Genomic DNA, 18,297 nt, shown 5'->3' on the forward strand with positions numbered 1-18,297 from the left:
CCCCGAGGCGAAGGACGTCGGCGACGACGTCGGGAAATTCAGGAAACCTCGACCGTCAAGGGCGAGACGAAGGCCGGCGACGGAGCGGACTCGAACCGGCGGCGAAGCTGACCGCAGGCGGCGTCGATGGCCTGGCCCTTGGTCTTCCGCACCGTCGCGCTCACCCCCCGGTCGCGCAGGGTCGCGACGAACCGCCGCACGCCGTCCGGATCGGGACGCTCGAACGGCAGGCCGGCGACGGGATTGTACGGGATCAGATTGACATGCGACTTGCGGCCACGCAAGAGCCGACCCAACGCCAGGGCGTGCTCGTGGCGGTCGTTGACGCCTCCCAGCATGACGTACTCATACGTCACCTGTCGTCCGGTGATCCGGAAATAGTCGTCGGCGGCCTGCACCACGGCGGTCAGGCCGACCTTCTCGTTGACCGGAACCAGCTCGTTGCGCAGCTCCTCGGTCGGGGCGTGCAGCGAGACCGCCAGGTGGTACTGCCGGTCCTGAGCCGCCAGCTTGCGAATCTTCTCGGGGAGGCCGACCGTCGAGATGGTCACCCGGCGCTGGCTCATCCCCAGGCCGTCGTCGGCCGAGCAGACGCGGTCGAGCGCGGCGAGCAGGGCGTCGAGGTTCGCCAGGCTCTCCCCCATCCCCATCACCACGATGTGCGACACCGACTCGCCGAGCGGAAGCAGGTTCTGGGCCTGGAGGACCTGGTCGAAGATCTCGGCGGTGGTCAGGTTCCGCTCGACCCCCCTGAGGCCGCTGGCGCAGAAGACGCAGCCCATGCCGCAGCCGACCTGGGTGCTGATGCAGACGGTCCGGCGGTGCTCCTCGGTCATGAGCACGCACTCGATCATCCGGCCGTCGCGGCACTTGAGCAGCAGCTTGTCGGTGGCGTCGGGCGACTCGCCGCGGAACGCGACCGCGGTCGCGAACAGGCTCCAGTCGGCGTCGAGCCGGCGCCGCAGGTCGAGCGGCAGGTCGGTCATCGCCTCGAACGACGACGCCCGGCGATGGAACGCCCACTGCTGGATCTGCCGGACCCGATACGCCTGGTGCCCCTGCTCCACGGTCCAGGCGCGCAGCTCGTCGGCCGTCGCCTCGAACAGCGGACGCCTCGCGCGCAGCTCCTCGGTCTGTGGTTCCACCCGGTCTCCGGCTTCCATGAACGCCCCGTCCTCGGTCCTCGATCTCGCTTCGCGCACAACCCGACCCTATTGTATGGATGCGTCGCTCCCCGGCCAAGACGCGATGCCGCGCGTGGCGGGAAAACCGCAGCCCGGAGCCGAAAACGGCGAGGGTCGGACGGCCTCAGGCACCCGGGACGGCCCGCCGAATCGTTACCCGCTCCTCCTCATGTTCCCCCATGCAGCCAACCCGTCCTTTGGAATCCGGAGGAAAGGCCGTCGCCGTCTCGCGCACTTGATTTCCTGATTCTTGGCGGCGGATCAACGCAGTTCACGCCCATCATCACAATCCACCCCGCCCAAACAACCGCGCCGCACGAGCAATCTGAATTTTTCACAGGGTTGGTGCGGCGCCTCGGACGAACGGGCACGAAACATGCTATTGCAATACATGCCTTTATCAACCGGCTCGAGGGCCTGACAAGGGCGCTCGGGTCTCCCACGAACCAACCAAGAACTCTCCTCAAAGCCGACGGACGGCGAACAGGAATTGCCGCCTGCCGCCCCGTTGCGCCCATAAGGGAACCGGCTCGTCCGCCCCTGGAAGGTCAACATCATGAGCAGCAAACTTAGAAAGAACCGCATCGCCTTTCGTCCTGCGCTCGAGGACGTACGACTCGAAGAACGGGTCGTCCTGAATTCCACGTCGGCTTCGTTGGCCTCGCTCGTGCAAGCCGAGATCGCCGCTCAAATGGGCGGAGCGAACCGGGCCGGCCTGACACGATTGACCAGCCGTCCCGGCCTCGCGGCGCTGGCGGAGGCCCGGCAGCTCAATAACCTTTACCATCAGCAGTTCAGCGCCACCCAGGGCGCGCTCAAGCAATTCATCACCAGTCAAGTCGCCAGCCTCTACAGCGACCCGGCGAATCTCGGCGCCAACGGCCGTCTGACTTCGCAGGCGCTGGCGGGCTTGCGGAACACACTGGGGGGCGCGCTCGACGCCACGGCCTTCCAGCTCTCGTCACAAGCGTCCCTCCTTCCCGGGGCGTCCAGCGGCAACCTGATCTCGAACCTCCAGAACAGCCTCCTGGGCAGCCAAGGCAACAGCCTGACCAGTAGGATCACCGCCCAGCTCAACTCAGGCCGCTTCGCCCGATCTCAGTCGTTGCTGGTGAACACCATCAACCGGCAGATCAGCACGGCGTTCAACAGCAATTTCAACCAGCTCGGTAGATTCTTGAGGACCACGCCCTTGACCAGGCTGTCGGTCGACCCGACGACGGGCCAGCAAATTCCCATCTCACAATTTATGGGCAACCAGGCGGTCAAACTGCTCAACAACACCTTCGGGACCCTGTCCAACAGCGTCGGCCCGCTCGCCAAGACGGCCCTGTTCGACTCGACCGGGGCCTTCAACTCGCAAGCCGTCAGCGGCTTCCAGCAACAGTTCAACACCGCATTGAACACGGCCGCCTTCCAGACCGGCAGCCTGCTCTCGATGTTCCCCAACGCCTCGAGCCTGCAATCGCAGCTTCAGTCGGCCCTGTTCGCCAACGGCACCGACGCCACGACTGGCCTCCCCACCACGAGTTTCGTGAACGGCCTGTCGGGCGTATTCCCCACTGGCACGACTACCACGCCATTCACTTCGAACCTGTTCAATACGGGTTTCCAGAGCGGGTTCACAAACGCATTCCAGAACTTCTCCACATTAATCGGCGGCTTCCTTGGCGCGCAGCCGACGACCGGCCTGCCGAGCGGTTTCTTCCAATCGGGCTCGACCTTCCCAAGTATCTTTGGTTCGCAGTTCACCAGCAATAATTTCAACAACGGCTTCAACAACGGCTTCGCCAGCACGGGGTCGGGCTTCCTTGGGCTCGGCACCGCGCCCTCGGGCTTCAACAGCAGCTTCGGCACGGGCTTCAACGACCTCGTGACCGCGGCGAACGGGACGTTCGGGCTCACTCAGCCGACGAACCTCGAAGGAACCGGGACTGGCACTGGGACCGGAACCGGGACTGGCACTGGGACCGGAACTGGCACTGGGACCGGGACCGGGACCGGGACCGGAACCGGAACCGGAACCGGGACTGGTACTGGAACCGGGACCGGGACCGGGACCGGAGGCACCATCATCTGACGCAGTTCGTCGTCGCGTTAAAGACGGGACGGATCGAATGATCCACAATCGCAGGCTTATTGCTTTCTATTTATTGTCATGATGGCTTGATCATTCGTCCGTCCTGTCTCATTTACGCCGCAAGGCGAGGAGGTGAGATCTCAACATTCCGCATCCCGCCCGCCAGGTCGAGCGAGAGCAGCCAGCACAGCACGGCGAACGACATCACTAATCCAGGGCCCCCGCCGACCTTCGGCCGGGGCCCGAAAACGGCGGGGGGGAGCGTCGTCCCCCTGTCATCCTCGCGATCGCCGTTGTATTCCTAGATGGTGATTTCCGACTGGAGGGCGAGACCTCGCCCTCGCCGAAAAAGTCCCAGCTCGCTCGACGAGGCCCGCCCTCAATGATGACCCCCAACGAGATCGTCGCGATGTGCCGCGTCGACCACGACAAGACGTTCCGGCTCGAGGACCACGATCCCGCGTGGGCTGGCGATCCGGACATCGCCAAAGACCAGCGGAAGAAGTTCGCCGAAGAGTCGCTGACGCAGAACGTCTCGGATCTCGCCGAGGCGCAGGATCGCCTCTACGCGGCCGACTCGTGGTCGCTGCTGATCATCTTCCAGGCCATGGACGCGGCCGGCAAGGACGGCACGATCAAGCATGTGATGTCGGGCGTCAACCCCCAGGGCTGCCAGGTCTTCAGCTTCAAGCACCCGTCGGCCGAGGAACTCGACCACAACTTCCTCTGGAGGTACACCAAGGCCCTGCCCGAGCGCGGTCGGATCGGGATCTTCAACCGCTCGTACTATGAGGAGGTCCTCGTCGTCCGCGTCCACCCGGAACTCGTCCACGCCGAGCGCATCCCCGGCTCAAAGCTCAACGACGATTTCTGGGACGACCGCTTCGAGGACATCAACGCCCTGGAGCGGCATCTGTCGCGCAACGGCACCCGCGTGCTCAAATTCTTCCTCAACCTCTCGAAGAAAGAGCAGCGCAAGCGGTTCCTCAAGCGGCTCGACGATCCTTCGAAGAACTGGAAGTTCTCCGCCGACGACCTCTCCGAGCGCGGCCACTGGGACGATTACATGAAGGCCTACGAAGAGACTATCCGCGCCACGAGCACCAAGTGGGCCCCGTGGCATGTGATCCCCGCCGACCACAAATGGGTCGCCCGGTCGATCGTGGCGCAGACGATCGTCCAGGCTGTCGAAGCCCTCGACCCTAAGTACCCCCAAGTCGTCCCCGAGCACCTGGAAACGATCAAGGCGGCCAAGCAGCAGCTCGAAGCCGAGGGCAAGGACAAAGACAAGAACAAGGATTGAAGTCGGTCCGACGGTCCGGATCAGCTCGACTGATAGGCGATCTCGGCCGGCTCGCCGGCGTCGGCGTTCCAGGGGGTCCAGGCGAGGACGACCCGTTCGACGGTGATGTCGGCCTTGCGCGGAGTCAATTCGAGGGGGACGATCTTGAGCAGGTCGGCGCTCCGTGTGGCCTTGATGAGTTCCAGATCGGCCTGGAACTCAGTCTCCAGGTCGACGTATTCCTCATTCAGCTTATCGACCTGGGCCTGGGCGGAGCCGGCCTCGCCGCGCTTCTGCATGGCGCGGCCGGCGGCCTTGGCGGCGGCGCCGGCCTTGCTGACGTTGGTCTTGGTCCAGGTCTTTCGGCCAGTGAAGGCGTCGAGCATCGAGGTCCCCAGCGAGACGGCGGCGTCCCAGGTCGATTTCGAGGCCTGGGCCTGCTCGGCCTCCAGGCGTTCCTGGGCCTGTCGCATCCGCTTCTCCAGGCTGGTCCGGCGCGGGCCGAACTCGGCTCGCAGCGCCTCGATGTCGGCGTCGCGCTTCTCCCTGGCCCCCTGCGTCAGCCGCATCCGGAAGTCGCGAGCCGTCTCCTCGGGCTTGCCGTACGCCTTCAGCTCGGGGCACGTCCAGATGGTCAGCTTGCGCGCGCGGTACAGGTGGTTCTTGAGCGTCTTGGTCCACTCGGGGTAGCTCTTGGCGCGGGTGAGCGGAGCGGGCAAGGCGGCGAACGAAGCGCCGGTCTCGGGCGTCTTGTCCAGCTCGGGAATCTGGTCGGTGAACTGCTTGCCTTCTTCCCAGACGTCGGCGGGCGCCTCGTCGGCGATCGGCCGGAGCAAGGCCAGGGTCTCCCAGTAATCGACCCCCGCCTTCTTCTCTACATAGTGCAAGCGGGCCACGCCCAGGAGCGCCGGGCGGTATTCGAGGCTGGAACCGGGATTCGAGACGCCGACGCGCGGCAGGAAGAACTCCGGCACGTCGGGCGGGACCACCGGGCGACGGCCCGACGCGACGGCCGCCGAGGGACTGCCAGGCGCGGGCGACGGCTTGGGTTCGGACGCCGGCGCCGGTTCGGGCTCCGGGGAATCGGCGGCGGGAACGGCCGGCGAGGCGGGTTTCGCGGCCAGGGCCTGCTTCCGGGGCGCCATCAGCTTCTGGATCTGCTCGCGGGTGAGCGGCCCGGCGAGGTACGAGAGCGCCCAGCGGGTCTCGAAGACGACCGGGTGGTCTTCGTGGACGTTGTTCATCACGAAGACCCGTTTCCCCAGGGCCGAGAGGGTCTCGTCCATCTGCTTCCGGTTGAAACTCGCGCCCGCCGCGTTGGACGCCCCTTCGAGCCCTTCGAGCACGCGGTCCTTGTCGCGCTGGGTCTGCAACCGCCCGAGGAACCAGGCGCCCGCGTTGGAGAGCCCCTTGTAGTCGAGGTCGACCGGGTTCTGGGTGGCCAGAACGACCCCCAGGCCGAACGCCCTGCCCTGCTTGAGCAGGGTCAGCATCGGCTTCTTCGAAGGCGGGTTGGCCGTGGGGGGGAAGTAGCCGAAGATCTCGTCCATATAGAGCACGGCGCGAAGGCTCGACGTGCCCGGCTGGGTGCGGACCCAGGCCAGGATCTCATTCAGGAGGATCGTGACGAAGAACATCCGCTCGCTGTCGTTGAGATGCGCGATCGACATGATCGAGATGCGCGGCTTGCCCTCGGCGGTGTAGAGCAGGCTCGGCACGTCGAGCGACTCGCCCTCCATCCACCCCGCGAAGCCCGGCGAGGCGATCAGGTTGTTCATCTTCAGCGCGAGCGTGAACCGCTCCTTGGCCGGATAGAAGGTCTCCAGGTCGATGACGCCGACCTTGTCGAACGGCGGCGCCTGGACGGCGTGGATCAGACCGGGAAGGTCGAGGTCGCGGCCGTTCCGCCAGGTCTGATCGAGCAGGTTCGAGAGCAGGATGTGCTCGCGGCTGGCGATCGGGTCGGCGTCGATCCCCAGCAGCGCCAGCAAGCCCGAGACGGCCGACGCCACGCGGTCGCGGTAGGCTTCGGCGTCGTTGACGAGGCTCGGGGGCGGGGCGTTGAACGACCGCAAGACCGTCAGCGGCAGGCCGGCCGAGCTTCCCGGCGTGTAAATCGCCAGGTCGGCGGCGTCTTGCAGCCGCTTGATCCGCGCCCCGTCTTGGCCCCAGTCGGCGAGGCCCTTGCGCCAGGTCTCGGCCGTCTGGTCGGCGAACTGCTCGCGCGATTCCCCCTGGCGGGCCGCCGCGTCGGCGTCGATCCAGGGGAGGAAGTCCGACCCTCGCAGGTCGGGAAAGCCCAGCAGCAGATCGCCGACGTCCCCCTTGGGGTCAATGGCGATCACCGGAATGCCGTCGATCGCCGCTTCCTCCAGCAGCGAGATGCAGAGCCCCGTCTTGCCGCTGCCGGTCATCCCCACGCAGACCGCGTGGGTCGTGAGCTGCTTCGAGTCGTAGAGAAACGTCCGCTGGCTGACCGCGCGCCGTTCCTGGTCGTAATACTTGCCCAGGTAAAAGAAGCCGAGCTGCTCGAAGTCTTCGTTCTTCATGAAACGCGTCTCGCAAACGGCGCAAGGCGGAAGGATCGTCCCGTCTTACAACATAGTATCGACCGAGCGACGGCGAGACAGGAGATCGGCGCTTCTCGAATGCACTTACGAAGCGGCCGACGGGTCGTCCGACGACGAAGCCAGCTCGGCGATCTTGGACTTCACGCGGTCGAGGTAATGGCCGATGAAGTGGGCGGAGATCCGCTCCTGGACGGCGCCCCAGACGTCTTCGACAAGGCTGGCGTTCATGACGCTGTCGGCCGCCGCCCCCGCCTTCTGCTTGAGCGCGTCGAGGGCCGACGCCGCGGCCTGCGCGGGGGTGAGCGCGACCTCGGTCGGACAGTGGACGTAGGTGTTGGCCAGCAGGCTGACCGAGGGCAAAAGCGGCACCGGGTCTTCAAAGTTGACGTACCGCGAGATCTTCGCCGCGAACTCCCTCTCGAACGCGTCGGCGGCCGTCTGGTTGCCGATCATCGGCGCCCCGAACGTGACAATCTCGTCGACCTTGATGAAATTCCGCTGGAACCGCCAGGCCGACAGCAGAGCGAGCGCGCCTCCCAGGCTGTGGCCAGTGATCCAGAGCGGCCGCTCGGCCTTCTGCATCGCTTCGTCCACCGCGCTGAACAGCGGCGCCCAGATGTCATCGAGCGCTTCCATGAACCCCCGGTGGAACCGGGCGCCCACCCCGGCGGCGGCGAAATCGGTGCCGAACCGGCCTTCCGGCAGGATCAGGTAGTTGTTGGCGTTGGTCAACAGCCAGTCCTTGAGCCCGTCAAGGCTCGTCGGCGACTGCGAACCTCGAAACGCGACCAGCACCACCTCGTCGCTCTGCGCGACGTAGACCTGGGTGTTGCTCACGCTGATCAGCCGGGCGTCGAGGCCGAGGTCCTCAAGGAACCCCTTGGCCCCCTCGGGCTCGTCGTAATAGGCCAGCGAGCAGGCCTCGGCGAGCAAGAGGCCGTTTCTCGGACTGCCGTGGGCCGAGACGTCGAGCTTGGTAGGCACCGTTTTCATCCTCGATCAAGACAAGATCCAGAGTTCCCGCTTCCCGTCACTTCACTGCATCGCCCGACGTCCGGCCTTGGCCTTGCGCCACGTCTCCACCGTCTCACGATCGACTCGCGTGCCGGTCAGGTCAAGCCGTTGCAGCGACTCCTTGGCGGCGAGCGAAGCGGTAAAGCCGGCGTCGGTGATTTTCGTATTCTTGAGCCGCAAGATCGCGAGCGCGGGCAGGTCCTTGAGGATCTTCAGCCCCTCGTCGGTGATCTTCGTGTTGTCGAGGTCCAGCTCTTTCAATCGGTCGAGGCCCTTGAGGTATGTCAGGGTCTCGTCGGTCACGTCGGGATTGGCCATCTGGAGCACCACGACGTCCGGCCGCTGGGCCAGCGCCGAGTAATCTTTGCGATCCCAGCCGGTCAGCGTGAGGTGCCGCTCGCCGGCGACTATCCTATCGCGAGGCCCCAGGTCGATCGGCGCGAGCAGGCTATAAACCGGGGGCGCGGCGGTCACGACCAGACCCAGGACGAGCACGATCAAGGGCCAGCGAGCCGGCCTGCCCCGCCAGAGGCCGTAGAACGGTGCCACGGGCGGAATCAAAACGGCCAGCCCCCACCCAATCCGATGTCGGAACGCGCGGGCCGCCATCCAGAGCCAGCCGATCACCATCAAGGCCACGCCCGCCAGCTCGATATAGACGCCGTATTGCTCGATCATTGCGACGCGGTTCCCGGACGATCGGAACAGTCGAAGCGGGGACCGTCCCCCGCGTCGGACTTCGCTATCTTAGCCAGTTACGCCGCGACGAGCGAGAACTCTGCGGCTTTGCAATCCGCCCCCCGTTCGGCTCCGTCGCGTCGATTTTTCTCACCATCGACGAAATCCGTTTTTTGCGACGCTTCGTCCCGAAACGCATCCCGACGATCGCATTCTCTTGTAACTAGGCAGGATCGGCCGTTCGACCGAACGCGCTTGAAGTAGCCAGACGCACGGCCTGACGACGTCCCGAAAGGTGTTCGGCCCCGGACGGCCCGAAGGCCGACGGCGATGAACCGGACCGGACGCGCCGCGACTCTCGAGCGCGAAGGAGGCGGTTACGAGGATCGCCTCGTATAGCCATGTTCAAATCGACGTTCGTCGCGCCTCGGCGAAGTCCTCGGCATTACCAGACCGAAACGCACAATTAAGCATATCTACAGTGTTGATTTTTTTCGGCTTGCGTCGACGCGGAACGACACTCCTAATGACCAGGCCGGGGATCGATCGACTCGGCGGCGTCGGCCTTCGCTTGCTCACCGTGGCTTCCACCGGCGGTTCGCCTTCATCTTCATTCGAGTCTCCACGGGAGGAGAGTCATGGACCTCGCGTTGATCGGCCGACTGGGAATGCAGCAGCTATCCTCGCATTTCTTCGAGACGATCTACATCAAGAGCGGCGTCGACCTCACTCGGCCCACGGAGGTGAGGGCCTCGCTGACGACTCGTTGCAACTACAAGTGCCTGCACTGCGGCTGCTGGCGAGAATCCCACGGCCCGGAGATGTCGATCGAGCAGTGGAAGAACGGGCTGGCCAGCGTCAAGGAGTTCATCGGTCGCTATCGAATTCAGTTCGCCGGCGGCGAGCCCTTCGTGAAGAAGGGCTTCCTGGACCTTCTCGAGTTCTGCCGCGCCGAGGCGATCGATTTCGGCGTCATCACCAATGGCTCGGCGTTTACGAACGATCGCATCGTCGCTCGATTCGTATCGGCGCTTCCCATGAAGGTCGAGATCTCGGTCGACGGCCCGACGCCCGAGATTCACGACCGGCTCCGGGGCGTCCCGGGCTCGCTGGAAGCGATCGAGGCCGGAATCCGCAACCTGCGCCGGGCGCGTCGCGAGGCCGGAGCGTCGTTTCCGATCCGGATCAAGCCGACCCTGAATTCCGTGAATTTCCGCGCGATGCCGGACCTTGTGAACTGGGCCGTCGATCAAGGGGCGACGTCGATCGACATCGAACCGAATCGTGAGTGGACCGACGAATCGAAGGCCGAGTTGTGGCTCTCGCCCGAGGAAACAGTCGAGCTGGAGTCCATCGTCACCGAGTTGCTTCGCATGAAGGCCGACGGCCTGCCGATCGAGACGTCGGAGCACAGGTTGCTGAGCATGCCGGACCACTTCCGGCGTCGGAAGGTCGCCTCTGAGGTCGGCGTGTGTCGGATCGGCCTTCGGGTCTTCTCGATCAATCCGCGAGGCGCCGTGACCAGTTGTTTCGCCCACCTCCCCTTGGGCGACCTGACGCGCCAGTCGGCCCGCGAGATCTGGACCGAGGCGGCGGCCCGGGAGGTCCGACGACGAACCGTCGCCTGCGACCGTGGTTGCCCCTACGGCTGCCTCTCCTCCAAGCCGATCGTCCACACGATCAAACGCGGCTTGATGGTGTTCGCAGGCAAGGCCAACCATGACGACGGCCCGACGACGACCGCCAAACCGGCGGGCCTCCCCGCGTGACTTCCGATCATCACGCCGACGACTCCAAGAGCGCGGCCGTCGGCTTGCCGTTGGCCGACGAAGCCGGCGCGACGTCGCCGAAGTCGACCTCGTGGGCGGCGGCTTCGGGCGCTCCGCGATGGCGCAGCAGATGTTCCTGGACGGCCGCCATGCAGACCTTACCCTCGGCGACCTGGGCGGCGAACCGCTCGGCCAACTCGTCGAGCCGGTCGTCAGTCAGGCCGCAGCCCTGGTAGAACCAGCCGTACAGCCGCTTCGCCTGGCTCCGAGTCGCGTTGGCCAGCTCGATCTTCTTGTCCACGCGCCCGGGACGGACCAGCGCCGCGTCGAGTCGCTCGGGATGGTTCGTGGTCAGGAACAAGATCCGCCCCTCGCGCGAGCTGACGCCGTCCAGGGCGTTGAGCAGGCCGCTGAGCGTCACCCCCGTCTGGTCGGTGGTCGTCCGCTCGGTCTTGAACACGCAGTCGACGTCCTCGATCAACAGGACCGTGGCCGGCGGCAACGCGTCGACCAACGTCCGCAACGCGTCGTCGCTCAGTAAGCGGTTGCTCAGGCTCAGCACGGCGACCGACAGGTTCAGCTCGCCGGCCGCCGCCAGGACCAGCGTCGTCTTGCCGTTGCCCGGAGGTCCGTGCAGCAAATACCCGCGACGATACGGCACCCCGCGCTCGGTGTACCACGTCCGCGAGCCGTAGAACTCGCGCAGGTCTTCGAGGACGTCCTCGAAAACTCCATCGGCCAGGACCAGCGACCGGAGCGGCCGCCGAGGCTGCCACGACGTCGTTTCCCACGACTCGTACCGGGTCGTCAGGATGCTCACGCCGGGAACCCGGGGACACGCGAGCTGCTGCGCATCGCCGAGCAACTGCTCGATCAGGCCGCGCGAGCCTCCCAGAACTTGCAGCGAAAGCGTCTCCTGAAACGTCCGCGCGTTGCCGTTCTGCAAGTCGCGGCGGCTCCGATTCAGCACCACGAGCCGGTTCTGATAGACCATCCAGTGCGTCCCCGGCGCGGGCGACAGCAAGAATTTCACCCGCGACGCTCCGCTCTTCGAGCCCCCTTCGTCGGGGTCGAAAACCACGGCCGTCTCGGAATCGGCGTCGACGGGCACCCAGGTCGTCGCCAGGCTCAGATCGCGGGCGCGATGCGCGTACGGCTGCGACGCCAGCCACACCTGAAGCCATCGAAACGCCGGGTCGCGGTCCGGGATCTCGATCGTGATCGAGAACCGACGCTGGAGGAACGACCAGATCTGGGCCGGCAAGTGCCGCAACAGCGCCGCCGCCGACCCGACGACCATCAGGGAAAGGCCCCCTGAGAAGAACGGGTTCTGATTGAGCATCTCAAGCATGGTCGTGGATCATCATCCCGTGTTGAAATCGTCGGAGCATCGACGGCCAAAAGTCCAGTAACATGGTCACTGGAAATAGTAGCCGGGTTCACACGATTTCAACCCGAAATCCATCAGCCGAGGGACGCATCGGTCATGAAGCTGCTCAAGGCTATTCTGCTCGCGGCATTCCTCGTCGTGGCGGCGTGCGTCTTCTTCATCTACGTCCAGGACCAACGCTGGCGAACGGCCTACGACGCCGGGCGCGCGGCGTTGGCCGAGTCGCGCTACGCCGTTTCGGAAGAACAATTCACGGAGTCACTCACCGCGGCGAGCTGGTTCGGCGCGCACGGCCTCCGCCGGGCGCGGTCGCTGGCCGGCCTCGGTTATTTGTATGTGGCGTTGAGCAAGGATGACGAGGCCGCGTCGCTGTTCCATCGCGCCTTGGACGTCGCCGAGAAACGCCTGGGCCACGACCATCCCGAGGTCGCCGACTGCCTGAGCGGCCTGGCGACGGCCTATGGTCGACAGGCCAAGGACGCGGAAGCCGCCCCCCTCTTTCGACGCGCCCTGACGATCCGCGAAAACGCCCTCGGCCCCGACCACTCCGAGGTCGCCCAGTCGCTCAACGATCTGGCCTGGATCTATTGGAACGAGGGACGCTATACCGAGGCCGAGCGACAGGCGCGCCGCGGGCTGGCGATCCTGGAGCGCGCCCTGCCAGCCGACGCCGAGCCGACCGCGAAATCACTCCACGGCCTGGCCTGGTTCCTCATCAGGCAAGACCGGCTCGACGAGGCCGACCACCTCGCCAGGCGGGCCCTGGCGACCTGGGAAAAAGCGACCGGCGAGGCCCGGCTGAACCTGGCATTGTGTCTCGGAGCGCTCGCGGCAGTTGATAGCGCCCGGGGGCGATGCGCCAGTGCGAGAGAGCACGCCGAACGAGCGCTGGCCGTCCGCGCAGAGATCCAGGGGCCGGACCACCCCGATGTTACGGCCTGCCGCTGCAACCTGGCAGCCACGCTTCGCGATCAAGGGCGGACGACTGAGGCCGAGGCCCTGTACGAACCGGCGATCGAGTCCTTCGAGAAGACGCTCGGCCCGGACTGCCCCGCGCTGGCCTGGCCACTCGTCCGCCTCGCGTCCATCCGTTCGTCCCAGGGCCGGAACGACGAGGCCGAAGCGCTACTCAAACGCGCCCTGGCCATTCGAGAGAAGCAGTGGAGGCCGGAACATCCGGAGATCGCGATCAGCCTGATCGAGCTGTCGCGATTCTACGTGAAGCAGGGCCGATACGCGGAGGCTGAGCCGCTCGCCCGCAGTTCGCTCGTGATTCTGGAGTCGACCAACCTTCCGACCGAGGTCGCCCGGGCGTTCGACGTGCTCGCCCGGATCGACTCCCAGCGCGGCTCGAACGACGAAGCGGAAGCCACCTTCCGGCGCGCCCTCGCCCTTCGCGATGAACATCCTTCCGGCGACGATCGCCAGACCGCCGAATTGCTTGACAACTACGCGGCGTTCCTCCGCAAGGTGGGACGCAACGCCGAAGCCCAGACCATGGAAACCCGAGCCAAGGCAATCCGGGCCAGGTCCGACTGCGCCTCGCCCGCTGGCGTCGACGACCGGCCGTCCGATGAGAGGAACAGTCGCGTGACCAACAGCAAGGCGAGTCGTGAGAGGCTGCCCCGAGACCGTAGTCCGGAACATGGGCTGGGCGTCTCGCCTTACATTTGTTACACCGCCCTGCCCCGGTCTGTGAGACGGAGCCGAGGAAGCGGCTCGCCCTCGATTGGTCGCCCTTCGACTCAGCCCTCGTCCATCAGGGATCTCAACCTTCTCATCAAGTGAACGAAAAATGGGTCTCTACGTCGGCACCAGTGGCTATTCCTACAAGGAATGGAAGGGCACGTTCTATCCCAAGGACTTGCCGGTTCGGCAGATGCTCCATTTCTACGGCGAGCGCTTTCGTACCGTCGAGATCAATAGCACATTCTTCGGCATGCCCAAAGTTCCGATCCTGGAAGGATGGGCGCAGGCGGTTCCCGCCGATTTCAAGTTCGTGCTCAAGGCGCCGAAGCAGATCACGCATATGCGGAAGCTCAAAGACATAGGCGAGTTGGTGTCGCAATTGCTTGAAGTGTCCGGAGCTTTGACAGAGCGTCGGGGGCCGTTGCTATTCCAATTACCGCCGACATCGAAAAAGGATGTGGCACTTTTGCGAACGTTTCTCGCGCTGCTGCCATCGCCGCTCCGCGCGGCGTTCGAGTTCCGCCATCCATCGTGGTTCGACGACGAGGTCTTCGGACTGCTACGCGATCACCGCGCAGCGTTATGCATCGCCGACGCCGAAGTCAACTTTGAAGTTCCCTTTGTGGCGACCACGGATTGGGGCTACCTGCGGTTGCGGCGGCCCGACTACGGCGACGCGGAACTCAAGGAATGGGCGAAGCGGGTGCGGGAACAAGACTGGGAGGATGCGTTCGTGTTCTTCAAACACGAGAATGAAGGCAAAGGGCCACGGATGGCGGAGCGATATCTGGAGTTGGCCGCGTACGCGTAGGCTTCACTCCACGAGCGTCCGGGCTCACGATACGGAATCCAACCTCAACGCTCGCGGGAAATCAATCGCGATCCCGCTCAAGGACTGGGCGCGCAAGCCAGTGCTCCCTTGAAAACAGTCGCGAGATCGGAGTCTTGTGATGTATGGGGTACCTCCCGACCTACCGCTGGCCCGTTTCCTCGGGAAAGAATGCAGCCAGATCAGAATCGGAGGCTCTGAAATCCAGTTCGCGTTTCCGAGTGCCGGCGAGATCCTGGTTGAAGGCGACTGGAAGGTGCTTGACGCAACCGGGACGACGATCGATCGGGCGAAGGAGCACGACTCAAGAACCAGCTATTGCGTCCACAAGATCATCAACTCACCAGTTCTTCGTTACGCCGTCGACTCACCAAGCTCATTCACGCTTCACTTCGAGAATGGTTGTGCGCTGACCATTTTCGACAGCTCCGAGCAGTATGAATCGTTCTCGATCCAGCCTGACGGCATTTACGTTTGAGAGAAATGACAAATCGCCATCCATCCCGACGCGCGGCCCCGGCGTCGAGCGGCGCGCATGAAAACAGCCGCCCGCGATCAGGACGATCGGGGGCGGCTGGGGTGGAGGATTCCGGCGATGACCGACTTTCGCGCTGAAAGCACTATCATAGGCCCGACGGGCTTAACGGCCGTGTTCGGAATGGGAACGGGTGTGGCCCCGTCGGTATGGTCGCCGGAAAAACGGCCGGCGGACGGTGAGGTCCGCCGGTCGTGGTTCGGTCGGTCGGTCGTACGCACTACGCGTGTTCAGGGGAGGGGCGACTCCACAGCACGACCCTTTTCGGGATCGGCGAGTCACTGTCTTGCAGCCACACCGGTTCGGGTCCGCTCTTCGGAGAAGAGGGCCGATCGGGGTGGTCAAGCCGCTTGGCTGTTAGGACCGGTCGGCTGAGACGATCGCTCGTCGTGCACGTCCGGCCTATCGACCTGGTCGTCTTCCAGGAGCCTACGCAGGAAATCCTGCTGGAAACCTCATCTCGGAGGGGGCTTCGCGCTTAGATGCCTTCAGCGCTTATCCTGTCCCGACCTAGCTACCCGGCGGTGCCCTTAGCAGGACAGCCGGTACACCAGAGGTCGGTCCTCCCCAATCCTCTCGTACTAGGGGAGACTCTCCTCAAGTTTCCTACGCCCACGGCAGATAGGGACCGACCTGTCTCACGACGGTCTGAACCCAGCTCGCGTACCGCTTTCATTGGCGAACAGCCAAACCCTTGGGACCTTCTCCAGCCCCAGGATGCGATGAGCCGACATCGAGGTGCCAAACCTCCCCGCCGCTAGGGACGCTCGGGGGAGATCAGCCTGTTATCCCCGGAGTACCTTTTATCTGTTGAGCGACGGCCTTTCCATCCAGCACCGCCGGATCACTAACGCCGACTTTCGTCTCTGCTCGACGCATACGTCTCGCAGTCAGGCACCCTTGTACGTTTGCGCTCGTGTTGCCCGATTGCCGACCGGGCCGAGGGTACCATGGCGCTCCTCCGTTACTCTTTGGGAGGAGACCGCCCCAGTCAAACTGCCCGATGAGCACGGTCCCGACGCGGGCTACGCGTCGGTGAGGGCCAACGATCATTCAGGGTGGTATTTCACCAGTGGCTCGCCGACGGCTGGCGCCGCCGGGTCGAAGCCTCCCACCTATCCTACACAGAACGAGCATTGGACCAGTGCCAACCTGCAGTAAAGGTTCACGGGGTCTTTCCGTCTAACCGCGGGTACGTGGCATCTTCACCACGACTACAGTTTCACCGGGTCCCTCGTGGAGACAGTGCTCCAGTCGTTACGCCATTCATGCAGGTCGGAACTTACCCGACAAGGAACTTCGCTACCTTAGGACCGTCATAGTTACGGCCGCCGTTTATCGGGGCTTCGGTCGCCGGCTTCGCTTGCGCTGACTGGCTTCCTCAACCTACCGACACCGAGCAGGCGTCAGACTCTATACGTCTTCTTGCGAATTAGCAGAGTCCTGTGTTTTTGATAAACAGTCGCTAGAGCCGATTCTCTGCGGCTCCCCCTTGCGAGGGAGCACCCCTTGTACCGAAGGTACGGGGTCATTTTGCCGAGTTCCTTCACGAGGGTTCTCCCGAACGCCTTCGGATGCTCACCTAGCACACCTGTGTCGGATTGCGGTACGGGCCGGCGGGTCGTCCCGAGGGGGCTTTTCGCGGCCGAGACTTCCAGAGGCTTCCAGATCAAGCTGTCGGCCTTGCGGCACGGGGGTTTCTAGCGCCCCGACCTCTCTGTTCCCGGCGTCCTCCCTCGTTCAACCTTCCCGCTCGGGCGACGGAATATTAACCGTCTGTCCATCGACTACGCCCTTGGGCCTCGTCTTAGGTCCCGGCTGACCCTGGGCGGATTGACCTTCCCCAGGAAACCTTGTGCTTTCGGCGGACGGGCTTCCCACCCGTCTTATCGTTACTCGTTCCGGCATGCGCACTCGACGCCGCTCCACGGCTCGTTACCCGTGCCGCTTCACTGCTGACGTCGACGCTCTCCTACCATTCTTGCGAATCCGCGACTGCGGCACGACGCTTAGTCCCCGTCATTTTCGGCGCGGGATGGCTCGACCGGTAAGCTGTTACGCACTTTTGAAATGGTGGCTGCTTCTAAGCCAACATCCCGGCTGTCACCGCGATCCCACTTCCTTTACCACTGAGCGTCGCTTTAGGGGCCTTGGTCGGCGGTCTGGGTTGTTTCCCTCTCGAGCATGAAGCTTATCCCCCACACTCTGACTCCCGGGGTCCGGCGTGCGGTATTCGGAGTTGGGTTCCGATGGGTAGCCGGGAAGGCCCCCAGTCGGATTCCGTCGCTCTACCCCCGCACGCTACGTCCCGAGGCTGGCCCTAAAGCCATTTCGGAGAGAACGAGCTATCTCCAGGTTTGATTAGACTTTCACTCCTCCCCACGGGTCCTCCCCCAGTTTTTCAACACTGGTGGGTTCGGTCCTCCACGGCCGGTTAGGGCCGCTTCAACCTGCCCATGGGTAGTTCACCTGGTTTCGCGTCTACCACGCCCGACTCTGACGCCCTGTTCAGACTCGGTTTCCCTACGGCTCCCCCCCTGAAGGGGTTAACCTGGCCGGACACGGTAACTCGCCGGATCATTATGCAAAAGGCACGCGGTCAGGCTGGCTTGCGCCAACGCCCTCCCACCGCTTGTAGGCGCGGGGTTTCAGGTTCAGTCTCCTCCCCTGATCGGGGTTCTTCCCACCGTTCGGTCGCCCTACTGGGTTCGCTATCGGTCGTCATCGAGTACTTAGCCTTGCGGGATGGTCCCCGCGAATTCAGGCCGGGTTTCCCGTGCCCGACCCTACTTGGGTGCCGGATAGGAGAGTCGTCGCTTCGCCTACGGGACTGTCACCCGCTCTGGTGCGATTTTCCAAACGGCTTCGGCTCGCTTCGACTCGTTCCATGGCTCCGGTCCCACGACCCCGAGTGGTGACCCACTCGGTTTGGGCTGGTCCCCGTTCGCTCGCCGCTACTGAGGGAGTCTCGGTTGATTTCTTCTCCTCCAGGTACTGAGATGTTTCAGTTCCCTGGGTTTTCCTCGAGGATTCCGGGATCGACGCTCGTTGGGCAGCTCCCCCGGACATATCGCAGCCTTCCACGCTCGAATTGCTGATGACGCCTAGGCATTCCCCCCGCGCCCTTAGGAGCTTGACCACGCCGATCGGGCCTCCGCCGTCTGGGAAGACCGCGGTGCCGACCTGCGGGCTGCTTGCGGGCCCCGAGGCGTGCGATCCCGGCGTCTCGCGACGCGGCGACCGCTCTCGGGCCCTGACTTTCCAATTCCTAAAGGGT

11 protein-coding genes and 2 rRNA genes are annotated in these 18,297 nt (G+C 64.4%); 6 read left to right on the plus strand and 7 right to left on the minus strand.

The window, feature by feature from the left end:
* Positions 1 to 38: 38 nt before the first annotated feature.
* A complete protein-coding gene (rlmN, locus tag BSF38_RS28760; RefSeq protein ID WP_076350437.1) occupies positions 39 to 1,163 on the minus strand; it encodes a dual-specificity RNA methyltransferase RlmN in 1,125 nt (374 codons plus the stop codon).
* 577 nt (positions 1,164 to 1,740) lie between these two features.
* Here rlmN and BSF38_RS31810 point away from each other — a divergent pair.
* Positions 1,741 to 3,264 carry a hypothetical protein gene (locus BSF38_RS31810; protein ID WP_076350438.1) on the plus strand — a complete coding sequence of 508 codons (1,524 nt, stop codon included), beginning with the start codon at positions 1,741 to 1,743 and terminating at the stop codon, positions 3,262 to 3,264.
* Between the two features lie 382 nt (positions 3,265 to 3,646).
* Positions 3,647 to 4,567: a polyphosphate kinase 2 family protein gene (locus tag BSF38_RS28770; protein ID WP_076350439.1), complete on the plus strand. Its 921-nt coding sequence runs from the start codon at positions 3,647 to 3,649 to the stop codon at positions 4,565 to 4,567.
* Between the two features lie 20 nt (positions 4,568 to 4,587).
* Here the strand turns inward: BSF38_RS28770 and BSF38_RS28775 are convergent, their stop codons facing one another.
* The 3 genes from BSF38_RS28775 to BSF38_RS28785 form a co-directional block, all read right to left on the minus strand.
* The gene (locus tag BSF38_RS28775) at positions 4,588 to 7,095 is read right to left on the minus strand and encodes a helicase HerA domain-containing protein (protein WP_076350440.1); all 2,508 of its coding nucleotides are present in this window, start codon (positions 7,093 to 7,095) and stop codon (positions 4,588 to 4,590) included.
* Positions 7,096 to 7,200: 105 nt separating this feature from the next.
* Positions 7,201 to 8,100, minus strand: coding sequence for a lipase family protein (locus tag BSF38_RS28780; RefSeq protein WP_210405659.1), 900 nt, complete (start codon positions 8,098 to 8,100; stop codon positions 7,201 to 7,203).
* Positions 8,101 to 8,151: 51 nt separating this feature from the next.
* Complete coding sequence (locus tag BSF38_RS28785) at positions 8,152 to 8,808, minus strand: leucine-rich repeat domain-containing protein (RefSeq protein ID WP_076350441.1); 657 nt, start codon at positions 8,806 to 8,808, stop codon at positions 8,152 to 8,154.
* 638 nt (positions 8,809 to 9,446) lie between these two features.
* On the opposite strand from BSF38_RS28785, the gene BSF38_RS28790 reads away from it, so the two are divergent.
* On the plus strand, positions 9,447 to 10,577 hold the full coding sequence (locus tag BSF38_RS28790; RefSeq protein WP_076350442.1) for a radical SAM/SPASM domain-containing protein: 1,131 nt from the start codon (positions 9,447 to 9,449) through the stop codon (positions 10,575 to 10,577).
* A 10-nt stretch (positions 10,578 to 10,587) separates the two neighbouring features.
* Here the strand turns inward: BSF38_RS28790 and BSF38_RS28795 are convergent, their stop codons facing one another.
* Positions 10,588 to 11,928: a mitochondrial chaperone BCS1 gene (locus tag BSF38_RS28795; RefSeq protein ID WP_076350443.1), complete on the minus strand. Its 1,341-nt coding sequence runs from the start codon at positions 11,926 to 11,928 to the stop codon at positions 10,588 to 10,590.
* Between the two features lie 135 nt (positions 11,929 to 12,063).
* Between BSF38_RS28795 and BSF38_RS28800 the strand changes: the two genes are divergently transcribed.
* The 3 genes from BSF38_RS28800 to BSF38_RS28810 all read left to right on the plus strand — a co-directional run bounded on the left by BSF38_RS28800 (position 12,064) and on the right by BSF38_RS28810 (position 14,963).
* A complete protein-coding gene (locus tag BSF38_RS28800) occupies positions 12,064 to 13,755 on the plus strand; it encodes a tetratricopeptide repeat protein (protein WP_076350444.1) in 1,692 nt (563 codons plus the stop codon).
* A gap of 7 nt (positions 13,756 to 13,762) precedes the next feature.
* Entirely contained in the window at positions 13,763 to 14,467 is a 705-nt protein-coding gene (locus tag BSF38_RS28805) for a DUF72 domain-containing protein (RefSeq protein ID WP_076350445.1), read from the plus strand.
* A 139-nt stretch (positions 14,468 to 14,606) separates the two neighbouring features.
* Positions 14,607 to 14,963, plus strand: coding sequence for a hypothetical protein (locus BSF38_RS28810; protein ID WP_076350446.1), 357 nt, complete (start codon positions 14,607 to 14,609; stop codon positions 14,961 to 14,963).
* 109 nt (positions 14,964 to 15,072) lie between these two features.
* On the opposite strand, the gene rrf is transcribed toward BSF38_RS28810, so the two are convergent.
* Together rrf and BSF38_RS28820 are read right to left on the minus strand one after the other, a co-directional pair.
* A 5S ribosomal RNA gene (rrf, locus tag BSF38_RS28815) occupies positions 15,073 to 15,181 on the minus strand.
* Positions 15,182 to 15,357: 176 nt separating this feature from the next.
* Positions 15,358 to 18,159, minus strand: a 23S ribosomal RNA gene (locus BSF38_RS28820).
* Between the last annotated feature and the right edge of the window lie 138 nt (positions 18,160 to 18,297).

Origin of the sequence: Paludisphaera borealis, assembly GCF_001956985.1 — a bacterium.
In the GTDB taxonomy this organism is placed as follows: Bacteria; Planctomycetota; Planctomycetia; order Isosphaerales; family Isosphaeraceae; genus Paludisphaera; species Paludisphaera borealis.